The organism is Acidobacteriota bacterium, assembly GCA_035529075.1.
GTDB lineage: Bacteria > Zixibacteria > MSB-5A5 > GN15 > FEB-12 > DATKXK01.
In genome coordinates, this window is the sequence record DATKXK010000005.1 from 177,610 (window position 1) to 192,026 (window position 14,417).

Annotated in this window: 5 protein-coding genes; 3 read left to right on the forward strand and 2 right to left on the reverse strand. The window is 60.8% G+C overall.

All coding sequences use genetic code 11. The annotated features are described in order from the left end of the window. Window positions 1-34 precede the first annotated feature (34 nt). Window positions 35-9,289: a T9SS type A sorting domain-containing protein gene (locus VMY05_01500; GenBank protein ID HUV29755.1), complete on the reverse strand. Its 9,255-nt coding sequence runs from the start codon at window positions 9,287-9,289 to the stop codon at window positions 35-37. Between the two features lie 346 nt (window positions 9,290-9,635). Then, window positions 9,636-10,523: an FAD-dependent thymidylate synthase gene (gene thyX, locus VMY05_01505; GenBank protein HUV29756.1), complete on the reverse strand. Its 888-nt coding sequence runs from the start codon at window positions 10,521-10,523 to the stop codon at window positions 9,636-9,638. 237 nt (window positions 10,524-10,760) lie between these two features. On the opposite strand from thyX, the gene VMY05_01510 reads away from it, so the two are divergent. The 3 genes from VMY05_01510 (at window position 10,761) to trkA (ending at window position 14,417) form a co-directional block, all read left to right on the forward strand. Beyond that, window positions 10,761-12,275, forward strand: coding sequence for a carboxypeptidase M32 (locus tag VMY05_01510; protein ID HUV29757.1), 1,515 nt, complete (start codon window positions 10,761-10,763; stop codon window positions 12,273-12,275). Window positions 12,276-12,389: 114 nt separating this feature from the next. After that, entirely contained in the window at window positions 12,390-12,821 is a 432-nt protein-coding gene (locus VMY05_01515) for a hypothetical protein (protein HUV29758.1), read from the forward strand. Between the two features lie 222 nt (window positions 12,822-13,043). Continuing rightward, complete coding sequence (trkA, locus tag VMY05_01520; protein HUV29759.1) at window positions 13,044-14,417, forward strand: Trk system potassium transporter TrkA; 1,374 nt, start codon at window positions 13,044-13,046, stop codon at window positions 14,415-14,417.

Consider the following 14,417-nt stretch of genomic DNA (forward strand, 5'->3'; position numbering starts at 1 on the left):
GAAAGAAGCGGTACGTGCGTCAGTAACGGAAAGGTTACTTGAGCAATACCATCTTCCTGGTGGCGCTGAAGCCTCCAGCCGTCAGACGGTAAAAGTAGACACCTGATGCGTATCTACCGGCATCCCACTCGATTTGATAATAACCCGCTTCGTCCCTGCCGGACCAGTTCTCAACCTGTTGACCGAGGATGTTGTAAACCACGAGGTGCCAGTCGCTGGCCACCGGCAGCGCGTATTCGAGAACCGTCATCGGGTTGAACGGGTTGGGATAGTTCTGCGACAACGAGAACCGGTCAGGCACGTCTTTGACCTTCGCCTTCACCACCTGACCGTCGAAGCTGCCGACCTGGATCGTCCTGATCCAGGTGCGGCCGTCCAGTTCGAGCACGGGGCCGGCGCCCAGCACGGTCTCACCCTTCTCGTTGTAGATTAACACACGGGTTTCGGAGTCGTCGTGGCGATACTGCATCTCCATGAAGGAGGCATTTTCGTGCAGGCGCGGAGTGACCTTGCCGCTCAGGACGACGTAAATGGCCCCGATCGGTGCATCGGACTGCTCGATGCACAACACGTTGCCCGTGACCGAGAACTCGGCCTGAAGATCGGCATTCGGGTTGATCTTCGGCATCTGCTGGGCGTCTCCCACGACCACGCGAATCAGGTAAACCAGGTCCGCCACCGTAAGCGGAATACCGTCGCCGTTGACATCGCTGGCGGCGATGGCGGCATCGACCCGCCGCCCGGTGCCGAAGGCATCCGGGCCGCGAGTGAAGTAATTGGTGAACATCACGGCATCCGCGATCTCGTAGGCGAGGCCGTTGAGGTTGATATCGCCGCGCATGTCGATCGAGTCAGAGGGGACGATGTCTACGCCGCCGTTGGTGAAGTCGACACAGCGCGCCGGCTTCGGTTTGTCCGGTCCCTGGCCGAGCAGGCAGAGGTCGGGAGCGCCAAAGTAGCCCGGGAAGCCGTAGCTGATATCGGTGATCGCGTTCAGGTCGAAGGTGTACACGTTACGGGAAATCCAGAGCGTGTCGCCTTCCCGCGAGGAGAACGCGTTGTCACCGCACTCGGTCCAGAAGAACGACACCGGCGCAAACTGACCCTCCAGGGTCCGGTCGTTGGATACGAGGAACCTGATCGTCGCCAGTGTGCCCGTCATCCCGTCGAGGAAGCAGCCCGGGTGGTAGGCGCCGTTGTTGGTTTCGGCTATGGCCACGAGCCGCAGAAGGCCGGTCGGGCATGATTCGCAGTTGCCGTCGGCGCCGAAGCGGTAGGTGAAGTACTCCCAGCCGCACATGTCAAGCAGGTCGCCGGGCAGGGCCAGGGCGGGATTGAGCGCCGTGACGTCATACCAGACCAGGAAGTTGAATCCGCCCAGCTCGTGCCCCGAGCCGTTAAGGAAGATTCTCAGGTCCGTAAACTGCCCCTGGACGACATTGTGACTCTTCTCGATCTGGACGTGGACGCACTGGTCGACCTCGACCGTAACGCAGATCGTATCGACGTCCGTACAATGCAACGGATCCGTCTCCCCGGAGCAGCCGTCCGTGGCCGTGACCTGGAAACAGTACACGCCCGTGGTGTCGGCGTCAAAACATATCTGGCCCGTAAGATCGTCGTAGTGGGCGATATCGGGAACGACCGTGACGTCGGCAAGATTGCCGTCGTTGTCCGAGATATCCGCGGTGAAACAGAGTTCACCCACCGACTCGAGGTAGGCGGTGAAGTCAGGTGGCAGCGACACCACCGGCGGTGCGTTGAAATCGACGGTGATGGTCGTGGTGTCGTAGTCCTCGGCGCCGCAGGAGTCGGTCGCCTTTATAATGAAGGTGTATGACTTGTCATCGCCCGTGCCGTACCCGGCGCCGAAACAGATCTGACCGGTCTGGTCGTTGTAGCTGCCGGTCGACGACATCAACTCGACCGAGGCCAGGTTGCCGTCCTGGTCCGAGGCGTCGACGCTGATGCAGATCGTCGTGTCATCGCAGGCGAGAATCGTCTGGGGTTCGGGGAGCACGACCAACGGCGCCGCGTTGATGCTGAAGCTGACCTGGAACGAGTCTATGCAGTGCGCCCCGCAGGAGTCAACGCACATGACCACAACCCACACGGTTTCGTCAGTGGACGGCGTGTACGACCAGTTCCCGCCGACAATCGAGCCGGGTCCTGAAATCAGTTCACAATGGTCGTAGTTGCCGTCCGGATCGGTCGCGCTCACGGGCAGGCTCACCTGCGACGGCGAACACTGGAAGAACTGCGTGACGCCCTGCGGCACCTGGCAGGTGGGGTCGGAGTTCAGAGTCACCGTCACCCGGGAGGTGTCCTCGTCCGCGGCGCCGCAGTCATCCACGGCCCGCAGGATGAACGTATAGGTTCCGGACGTATCGGGCGTGAAACACACCGTGGAGCCGTCATAGGTGCCTTCCCCGGTCGTCAGGTAGCAACTGTCGAGGTTTGCATCTTCGTCGGAGCACGCCGCCGCCCGGCATACCTGGGCGGGATTGCACAGGTACAGCCCGGTGTCGGGGGCAAGGGAGGCGACCGGCGGCCGATTGAATCCCACCGTGACGACCAGCGTGTCGGCACCCGCCGCGCCGCAGGCGTCGGTGGCCCGCAGCACGAAGGAGTAAGTGCCGGCGACGGTAGGGGTGAAGCAGAACTGGTTGGCCAGTGTATCCAGAACGCTGCCGGGGGGACTCTCGACGAGTTCCTCTACCGTGACGTTATCGTCGCCGTCCAGAACGGTGTACAGGAAGCAAACCTCCTGGGCGGCGCAGAGGTAGACGGCCGTATCCTCGGGCAGCGACACCACCGGTTTGCCGTTAAGGGTGACGTTGATGACGGCGACCAGCGTGTCGGCCGCGTTGCAACTGTCGAGGATCTCGGCGGTAACGCTGTAGCTGCCGCTCGTCGGGGCATCGAAGCACCAGAGGCCGCCCGGGGTCACCGTGCCGTTTCCGGAAAGGCGCCGCCATTCATACAGGTCGCCGTCCGCGTCGGTAGCCGCAAACTGGGCGCAAATCTGGCCGGCGGCGCAGAGGAAGGTATCGACGGACGGCGGGTTGGTGGCCACCGGCGGGCTGTTAATGGTGATGTCGGCGATAAGCAGACAGGTATCCGTGCCGCAGTCGGTGGCGGCGACGATCTGGAGTTCATAGTGTCCGCTGGTATCGGCCGGGAAGCACACGTTACCGCCAGTGTACGTGCCGATCGGGGTGATCGTGACTACCGCACCGGTACCCACCACACCGACCGGCACACACACCGTATCGGGTGTACACAGGAAGCGATCGATCGGGTCGGGACAATCGATCTGAGCCGCCTGACCGATGCTGACGTTAAAGACCAGTTCGCAGGTATCAGCGCCGCAGGTGTCCGCGGCGATGACGGTCACCGGGTAGGTGCCGGACGTGTCAGCGAAGAAGCAGAGTTCGCCGTTCGCCCAGGAGCCGTAGGAAACGGTGACGTTTGCGGTGGACGGTGTGACGTCGAGCATCTGACACACGTCGTCCGGCGTACACAGAGAAACTTCTATGGGGCTCGCGGGGCAGTCAATCTGCGCCCGCGCGCCAATGGCAATGGTAACAACGATCGTGTCCAGGCCCGCTGCACCGCATGAATCGGTGGCGCGGACGATGAACTCGTAGCTTCCGGCCGCGGAAGGCGTGAAGCATACGGTGTTGGCGACCGTGTCAATTGTTCCGTACCCGGACAGCATGGATTCGACAATCCCCGAGAGCCCGTCCGGATCGAACACCTGATAACCCACGCAGACGGGTTCAGGCTGGCACATTTCGAGCGACGTGTCGCTGTCCAGCGTGACCATCGGCGCGCTGTTGATCGTGACGTCGATTACGGCAGTGTCCACGGACGACTCGCCGCAGTCGTCGACGGCCTCGAGCGCGAACAGGTACGTGCCGGACTGAGTGGGGTTAAAACAGATTCGGCTGCCATCGTACGTGGCCGGGGTGGAACTGCTAAAGATGCAATCAGTGAGATTGCCGTCGGCGTCACTGCACGAGGCCGGCCAGCAAAGCGTGGTCGCGTCATCGCACAGGAACACGTCCTGGTCCCCGCCGGCATCGGCCACCGGGGCCGTGTTGACCACCACACCGACATTTATAGTGTCCCTGGCCACGCGGCCGCACTCGTCCTCCATCGCGAGCACAAAGGTGTAGGTGCCGGAAGAGCCGGGAGTGAAACAAATCTCCGAGTTGATCGTATCCAGCGTTCCGGCGCCCGTCTCCAGGACGAGCGTGCGGGAGCGCGGATCGTTGGGGTCATAGGCCGTGTACGGCAGGCAGATACTCGACGACAGGCACAGCGTGGTGTCGAAATCCGGGCCGAACTGCACGACCGGTGATTCATTTATCTCGAACTCAACCTTGAACGACGACGTGCACTCGGCCCCGCAACTGTCGAGACAGCGGACGGTCACGGTGACGCTCTGGCTTGTCACCGGCGTGTAGCACCAGTCGCCGCCTGTGAGAACACCCGGACCCGAGACGATCTGACAGAGTTCGAGGTTTCCGTCGATATCCGTGGCATACGCAGGCAGGCAGACCTCGGAGGCCGCGCACTGGAAAATAGTGGTATCGCTTGGCATCACGCAGACGGGGCCGGAGTTGATGGTCACGTCTATGACCACCGTATCGCGATCAACGGCGCCGCAGGCGTCGCTGGCTTCAAGGACGAACTGGTAGGCACCGGAGGCGCCCGGCGTGAAGCAGATGTTATCGCTGTCATAGGTGCCGGGACCGGAGATCAGCGCGCAGTCGGAGAGATTGCCGTCGACGTCGCTGCAGCCGGCCGGCCAGCAGATCTGGTCCGGCGAGCACAGGAACAGCGCCTGGTCCGCACCGGCGTCTGCAACCGGCGGGCTGTTCAGGGTGTAGTGAACAACCACCGTATCGAAGCTCGCCGTGCCGCAGCTGTCGGTGGCTTTCAGCACGAACTCGTAATCGAGCGTGCCCGTGGGAGTGAAACAAATGTTGGTACCGTCATAGGTGCCCGGGCCGGTAATCAGCTCAACCACCTGCAGGTTTCCGTCGGGATCACTCACGGAGGTCGGCCAGCAGATCGCCTGGGGAGCGCACTGGAACACCGTCTTGTCTTCCCCGGCAAAGACCACCGGAGGATCGTTGAAGTCGACCGCCACGAGGAGCGTATCGTAAACCGCCACGCCGCACGAATCTGTCACCCGTGCGACAAACTCGTAATTCCCCGCTACCGGGGGCGTAAAGCACAGCAGGTCGGAGCCGACAAAGAGAGCGCCGCCGCCGCTGATCAGTTCCACGGCGGCCACGTTGCCTTCCGCGTCGTAAAGGGAGAACGGCAGGCAGATTTGTTCGGCCAGGCACAGGAAAACGCCCGTATCGTTGCCCAGCGAAAAGACCGGCGGCGTGTTGACCGTCGCGTCAAGGGTCAGGCTCACGGTATCAGCAGCACCGCACGAATCGGCAACTTCGGCCGTAACGGAGAAGCTGCCGGTGCTGCCGGCCGTGACGCACCACTGGCCCGAAGGACCGACCGTGCCGTCGCCGGTCAGCCGTGACCAGGTAAGCGTTCCGCCATCCGGGTCGTCGGCCCCGAACTGATAGCACACCTGGCCGGGATCGCAGAGGAAGGTGTCGAGCGGCGAGGGCGGGTCGACCGCAAGCGGAGGCCGGTTGATCTGCACGTCGGCGATCACGATACACGTGTCAGTACCGCAGCCCGTCGAGGCGACAACTTCGATTTCGTAATGGCCGCTGGTGTCGGCAGGGAAACAGACATGGCCGGCGGAATAGGTGCCGATCGGGCTGACCGTCACTACCGGTGAAGGACCCATGATTCCGACCGGGATGCACACCGACTGCGCCTCACAGATAAATATGGATTGCGGATCCGGGCACGCAATCTGTGCCGCCTCACCGATTTCGACGACGAACGTGACGACGCACGTGTCGGCGCCGCACGACGTCTCGGCGATCACGGTGACTTCGTAGGTGCCCGACGTGTCGGAGTAGATGCACAACTCACCGTTCGCGTATATGCCGTTGGAAACCGTTACCGAAGCCGAGGCGGGCGTTATGGGCAGCATCTGGCAGACGGTGTCCGGTTCGCAGAGTGAGACGTGAATCGGCTCGGTCGGGCAGTCAATGGAGGCGAATTGACCGAGCGTCACCGTCACGACAATCGTATCTTTGTCGAAGGCCGAGCAGGAGTCGGTCACGCGCACCACGAATTCATAGGTGCCGCCGGCCGTGGGTGTGAAGCAGATCCTGTCGGCGGCCGTGTCTATGCTTCCGTAGCCGGAAACCATTTCTTCTATCAGACCCGCCGGACCCTGGGGGTCGGACGGCGTATAGACGAGACAAATCTCTTCGGGAGCACACAGGGAGACCGACGTATCGTTGCCGAAGGCCACCGTGGGCGGGTCGTTAACCGTTATTTCGTAGGTCTTGCCGGTGGTGTCGGCCGCGCCGCAGGTGTCCGTTACAGCCAGTGTCACGGCGTAGCTTCCCGACTCATCCGGTGTAAAGCACCACAGGCCGGCGGGGCTGACCGTGCCGTCGCCGGTAAGTTTTGTCCACGTCAGGGGATCACCATCGGTATCGTTGGCCTGAAACTGGTAACAGATTTCCTCCACCGTGCAGAGGGTCCGCGGCATGGGGCTGGTCGGATCGACTGTTACCGGCGCCGAGTTGAGCGTGACATAATAGATGATCGACGTGGTATCGGCGGCACCGCAGGAGTCAGCCACGATGACCGTGGCGGTGTAAGAACCGGAGGCCGTCGGCGTCAGGCAGAATTCACCGTCCGGCGATATCGTACCGGCGCCGGCCAGGAAGCTCCAGACAAGCGGGCCGCCGTTGGGGTCCGTGGCGGTGAAGGTGTAACAGACCTCCACCGTGTCGCACAGGAAAACGGTGACGGGCGACGGCGGCTCGGCGACCGGCGGATCGTTCCTGTCAATCGTTACCACCACCGTGTCCCGGTCTTCAAGACCGCAGGCATCGACGGCACGAATCACAAATGTATGGGCGCCGCTCGTGGCCGGCGTGAAACAGATCTGGTCATCGACCAGGCTGCCGGGGCCGGACAGCAACTCGCTGACGACCAGGTTGCCATCGGCGTCGTGAAACGAAACCGGGAGACAAATCTGCTCGAAGTCGCAGACGAACAGAGACTGGTCCGGCCCGGCCGCGGCGTGCGGCGCCGAATTCAGCGTCACGGTAACGAGAATCATGTCCGTGCTCTCGTAGCCGCAGGCGTCGGTGGCAGTGGCAATCACCTCGTACACACCGGACGTGTCGGCGGCGAAGCAGATATCCTCCGTTGTCGGTGACGGTGCCGTGCGGGCGGCCAGGGCGTCGATCTCTACCGGCCCGGCAAGACACGAGATTTTTACCTCGTTAAAGACGAGGCCATCCGGCAGGTCAAACGTAATACCGCCTATTCCCGAGCCGGCTGACCCGCCCGGAAAGACGCGCGTGAGGGTGTGGACCGTTACGCCGTTGAGCCTGAACTGCAATTCGGCCGTGCCGCCGCCGTTGGTGTTGGTGAATACAACGAAGTCGGTATTGGCGCCGTTGCACGTGGTGACAGCCTGGCTGTATCCAACTGTACAGAAGTTACCCGCCGCAAACGCCAGGGAACCATCCCCGTCACCGCCGTCGGGACCGCCGGGGCCGGGAGCGGTGAAGGTCATGTCGGTCGGTGGGCCTGCCAGATGATCGGCGGAGTTACCCGGTTCCAGGCCGGTTGGGAACGACCCGTAGTCAACGATGAAGTCGACAAAGCCAAAATCCGGCAGCGTGACGTCGACGCCCGACTGCGAGTTGACCGGCGGGACAAAGTCCGAGGCGATGTACAGGACCTTACCGGGAGCACCGCCGCCTATCTGAATGATCGTTCCGCCGAGATGGTCCAGGCGAGCCACCTGATCGAAATTCGTCAGCGTGCCGGAATACTGCCCCAGATTGGTCGTGACGGAGGTCACGTCGCAATCGGCGTCCAGAACGTCGAGTGGCAGGCAGATCTCCGCCGGGTCACACAGGAAGATGGCCGTGTCATCGGGCAGGACCACCACGGGAGCGGTGCCGACGGTAACCTCATAGATAATCTGAAGGGTATCGGCGCCGCCGGTGCCGTCGATTACTTCGAACACGGCCGTATAGGCGCCGCTCGTGGACGGACTAAAGTCATAGTAGCCGACGACCGGAGAGACGGAAGGCGTCGAGCTCAGGAAGCCCGGTCCGGACAGAAGGGTCATGGTCAGGACGTCGCCCGGATTAGGATCGGTGGCGATAATCGTATCGTATACGGCCTCGCCGGAGCATATCACGACCGTGTCGGTGCCGCCCGGCGTCACGAAGTTGGGGGGCATGAAGGGCGGACAGAATACCGTCGAAAACTGTATCCCGTTCGCCTCGTACGCCCAGCTTCCGGTGTAGCGGTCACCGTAAGTGGTGCCAGGAACAATCAGGCCGTTCATATTGAACGTGGCGCCCGGCAGGCTCTTGGGCGTGAAGCGGCTGGTATTGGGGTCGTCGATTGGATCGTTAAGCTGGTACTGGTCGGTTATTCCTGCATAGGTGTCGACGAATCCGGGGACTGAAGACAGCAACGTCAGGTCGTCGCCAAGGTACACCTGGTCGGCGTTAAACGCCACGGTGTGGCCGGAACTCCAGAGGTTGAAGTCGATCGCACAGCCGGCTACCACGATCCCGAGCGTGTCGCGGAAATCCCCCGTATCCTTAATCTTGGCATAGTCGATGGTGATATCCCACCAGATTTCGTACAGGTTCTCGGCGATGGAATCAGGCCACCTGACCCAGCCCCAGCGGTCGTTCTGCTTCAGGTCGCACGAAAGCTCGAATCCCTGTGCCCACAGGTTCACAGCCGGCGTCGGATCCTGTTCCATCGTCACCAGAATGCTGCCGTGGAACTGTTCCAGCGATTGCCCGCGTGAATACAGGAAGTTGGCAATGTACCACTTGCCGGCAGCAGTGTCATTGTAGATGTAGTACCCCCCGAGATCGGTTTCCAGAGGACCGGGCAGGACGGGCACCCCCTGAAAGTAGCTCGAATCGACAAGGTTGTAGTTGGGGGGCGGACCCGGCGGATTGTTGGTCCACGGCCAATAGTAGTCTGCGACCGGGTCGGGTCCCGTATCGTCAGGCTCCTGGTCGCTGGCATAGACTGTGTACGGTTCGCCGCTGATTGGATCGTCCGCAACGAGCGCGGGTGCTCCGATCAGGAGAACGGCAATGCAGGACAGAATCAACCTTACGGGTTGCATGCAACTCTCCCGTTATCCAGATCACTAATATTCGCTTGTTACAAGGACAGCAAACGGCGTAGGTCCGGAGCAGACGAAAGTCCGCGAAACCTGGCATACGGGTAGGAAATACTCTGTTTACGTGCTGAGATTAGCAATCAGCCATGCTGTCTCCCCGAAAATTACCTAAATCGCCGCTGTCTTGCAGGTCTTCCGGGCCTAGTCCTGACCGTGTGCTTTCGAGAATCTCTCCTCAAGGCATGACCCGACCTGTACATATCAAATTACAATATCTGGGGCTTCTGTCAAGCGAAAACTGCTCAATTATAGGGCAGTCGCGGCGTTTTCCGCGGAAAAGGGAATAACTCTATCTGATTTGGGACGGTTTCGCCCCGTTCGGCCGCCGAATCCTCTCCAGCTTGGCCAGCAATTCCTGAGCCTCGCGTTTCGACAGGCCTTCCCGGACAAGGCTGTCGAGCCCCATCTCTGCTGATTCGAGGTACTTGACAAGAATCACCAGTTCCGGCGCCGAGAATGTCGCGGCATTGACCGTGTAATCCTCGAAAGCTTCATAAGCTATCGGGCAGACCGTCCTGACTACTTCGGCCATAATATTCGCATACGCCCTCATCTCGGCCTGGGCGTGACTGTCCATCCGCAAGCGCAAAAAGTGGAAAAGGTTATGAAGGTCAATCTTCCAGTACCACTCGGTATATAGCGACAGGGGGAGGTTTATTCGCGCCAGCTCACGGGCCAGCCCAGTCTCGACAAAGGCCTCGTATTCGGCGTACTGAGTCTCCTGCGAACCCTGCAAGTGGTCCAGAAAGCGGTCCTTTATGTCATCCGGCAGTTCGTCCTGCGATCGCCCCTGCTTGTTCACGGTCGATTGCAGGCGGATGTCTTTTCGCTCGGGCCGGAAAAACTCGGGCCGCATGACCGAATACCGACCGGAATACTCGTTGACGCTGGCCGAACGATGCCGAATCCATTGCCGGGCGACGAAAATGGGCAGTTTGACGTGGAATTTCAATTCCACCATCTCGAACGGGCTGGTGTGCCGTTGGCGCATCAGGTAGCGGATGAGCGCACGGTCCTCGGAGATTTTCTTGGTGCCTTCGCCGTAGCTGACCCGTGCCGCTTGAACAATAGCCTGATCCGATCCCATGTAGTCGACCAGCCGGATAAAACCGTGGTCGAGGACCTTGAATTCCCTGTCCAGCAGGGCGTCCGCTTCTTTGCTGGTTGCGTGAGCCATATTGCTGTTACCTGAGACCGACCAACGTCTGAATATAGGGTTGCGGCCGAGGCGGGACAATCTATTTATGCCCGGCGTACGGTTGGCCGAGGCGCCCTGCCGGTGGCGGGCTTGCGTGCGGGTTGCTTTTCGGCGTCACGTTGGGTATCTTCGGACTCTTAGTGAAACTGATCAGATCGGATGGTGCCCCCGCGACGGGGCGAGGCGCGCCCGGATACGACACGAAGGAGACTGCACATGACCCCGCAAAAAGCCTACGATGAACTGGAAAAGCGACTTAAAGAAATCGCCTTGATTCAATCGAGTATCGGCCTGTTGGGCTGGGAGGAACGCACCTACATGCCGCCCCGTGGCGCTGATCTGCGATCCCGGCAGCTAAGCTACCTGGCCGGGCTGGGCCACGAGAAATTCACCGACCCTCGCATCGGCGAACTGCTGGCGACTGTCGAGGGCAGCGAGCTGACGAAGGATCCCGACTCGGTTCAGGCGGCAAACGTGCGCGAAATCCGCCATCTCTATGACAAGAATACGAAGCTCCCGAAGGATCTCGTCGAAGAACTCACCCGGACCACGTCGCTCGCCGAGACGGAATGGGCCACTGCCCGTAAGAACTCGGACTTCAAAGCGTTTCTTCCGTGGCTGGGAAAGGTTGTCGATCTGACCCGGAAAAAAGCCGAAGCTTACGGATACGAGGGGGAACCGTACAATTCGCTGCTGGATGACTATGAGCCGGGGGCGACCGTTGACGACATCATCGAAGTGTTCAAGAACCTGAAGGATGAACTGGTGGACCTGGTCGGTCGCATAGCCGAGGCTTCGAAAAAGCCCGATGTTTCCGTCGTTGAGCGCGAGTACGACGTCGAACGCCAGAAGCTGTTCAACGAGATGGTCGCCTGCGCGATCGGTTTTGATTTCGCGGCCGGGCGACTGGATATCTCCACCCACCCGTTCACCAACGGTCTCGGACCCGGCGATACGCGCATTACGACCCGCTTCAACCCCCGGCGGTTGAACGATGCCCTGTTTGGTACCATGCACGAAGTCGGCCACGCCCTGTACGAGATGGGGCTGCAGAAGGACAAGTATTTCGGAATGCCCGTCGGCGACTCCGCGTCTCTGGGTATTCACGAGTCGCAGTCCCGGATGTGGGAGAACCAGGTTGGCCGGTCAAAGGAATTCTGGGTCTATTTCCTGCCTCAACTCAAACGGATATTCCGCCAGTCGCTCAACGGCGTGGAGCTCGACGACTTCTACGCTGCCGTCAACCATGTCACGCCCTCGTATATCAGGGTCGAAGCGGACGAGGCGACGTACAATCTCCACATTCTCCTGCGCTTCGAGCTCGAGAGAGCGATGGTCCTGGGGGATCTCAAACCCGGCGACGTGCCGGGTGAGTGGAACAGCCGTTTCAAGAAGTACTTCGGTCTTGACGTCGATACAGACGCCCATGGCTGTCTTCAGGACGTGCACTGGTCGGCCGGCCTGATCGGTTACTTCCCCACGTACACCCTGGGCAATCTGTACGCCGCTCAGTTCTTTGCCAGGGCGAAGCAGGACATCCCGGATCTTCCCCAGCAGTTCGAGCGGGGCAACTTCAGCAGTCTGCTCGGCTGGTTGCGCGAAAACATACACTACCAGGGCCAGCGATACCGGGCCAACCGTCTTTGTGAGCGCGTGACGGGCAAGCCGCTGTCGCACCGGCCGCTGATGGAGTATATGAACGCCAAGTTCAAAGAGATCTACGGCCTTTAAGACTGCCGGCTCGGGTTGAAGGAAGGTCACGAGCGGAGCCGGGCACCTTTTACGGCTTGGCCGGCGGCGATATGACTGCACGCGCTATATACCGGCCCGGCCGAGGTCGAGGACGTGATAGCGAATACGTTACAGCAACAGTTGCGTGAGCTTATCACCGAGATTCTGCACGAAGAGCGCTACTTCCAGACCCGGGCTCGGCAGATGCACCTTGACCAGGGAACGCTTGACGCCCGACACGTCCAGGTAATGAGAACCGGGAAGTTGACACCGGCGCACGATCGGCTCAAGAGGGTGCATGACGCGATGTTCAAAGCTCATCGCAGGGTTGCGCGGGACCATCACGGTGTCGTGACCTCCTGTCGGCGAATTGCCGACGGGCTGGGTGCCGGGACAGTCAGTGAACGCCAAATAGCACTCGAGCTTGACCACCTGCGCTCAGTCCTTAAGGCTATGAAGACCGAGCACGCCACTGTCGAGGCCGAGCGACGGAGAATCGACAGGGAGCACGCCGCCTACGTGCGATCGATATCCGGCGGTCGTTGACAAACTGCCAATAGAAGCGGTGACCGTGACCCGTCGGGCAACTCCTCCTGAGAACGGCCTCCTGATGTTCCGACGGCCGGGTCGGGCCTCTCGGGCGGAACGTAAGGGACCCAGAAATCCTTTGCCAAACGTAAACTCAGCCGGTTACTTGTTTCGAGGCTGCAGCCGGCAGAGGGAGTCACCGATAGTGCAAGTAGTTGCCAGGAAACGAATGGGACGGAAATGCGGATAATAATCGTTGGTGCGGGAGTTGTGGGCTCTGCGGTGGCGGAGCAATTGCTTCGCGACAAGCACAGCCTGGCCATTATCGATGTAGACCGCAGTCTGACCGCGCAGCTTGCCGAGAAGCAGGACGTTCAGATTCTGACGGGCTCCGGCTCATCACCGAGGCTGTTACGGGAAGCCGGCATAGCCGATGCCGACATGGTTCTGGCCGTGACGCCGGATGACGAGGTCAATATCGTGGTCTGCGCCATCGCTGCCGAGTACAACGTAGGCCGCCGCATCGCCCGCCTGAGGAGCCCCGATTACGTGCGCGGCGACGCCGGCTTTGATCTTACGGGGCTCGGCGTCACGGCCGTGATCCACCCGGAAAAATTGATGGCCGAACATATCCTGCAGTTCATCGAGACCCCCCATGCCGTGGAGTCGGCCAGCTTCGAGAAGGGCAGCATATTCCTGCGCGGCTACCGGGTCAGGGAAAACATGGAACTGGCCGGCAAGACACCACGCGAGATTCGGGAGCAGATCGCACCCGAGGTCATCCTGTTTGCCGCCATCAACCGCAATGGCCGCGGCATGATCCCTTACGGCAACACCGGCATAGAGCCGGGCGATATTGTCTATACCCTGTTTCCGGCGGAGTCGCTTGAGAGCTTCCTGAAACTGGTCGGCCAGGTCAGGAAGAAATCCCGGAAGATCATCGTTACGGGCGATTCGTACGCCGTGCTGGAGATGGCGCAGGCGCTGGACTCGACGGAACACAAAGTCATACTCGTTGATCCCGACCTGGAACAGGCGAAGTCGGTGGCCGGCATGTTCAGCAATATCGAGGTCATCCACGGGGATTGCACCGACGCCGGTCTGCTTCGGGAACTCAATGTCGATACGGCTTCGTTCTTCATCGCCGTCTCCGATCAGTCTGATTACAACATTCTCTCCGCCCTGCTGGCGAAGGCCGAGGGTGCCCACGAGGTTATCGCTGCTTCCACGGAGACCCGGCACGACCGGTTGTTCAATTCGATCGGGATTGACCACGTGGTAAACGTCCGTCTTACGGCCGCCCGGGAGATCCTGGAGATCATCTCCCGCGGCCAGATCGGCGCCGTTGTTGAGCTGTCCAATATCGACATTGAGGCGGCTCGCTTCACGGTTGACCCGCAGAGTGAAATCGCCGGGCTGAAAGTGCAGAAGATAGCCAGGAAGCTGAAGAAGGACTCGATCATCGGCGTCATCGTGCGCGGCGACCGGATGATAATCCCCGGCGGTGATACCGTCATAGAGGCCGATGATCACGTGATCATTATATCGCGCGGCAAGCACCTGCCGGCCTTGGCCAGCCTGTTCAGACCCGGCGGCCTGTTTACTTGGAGGTAG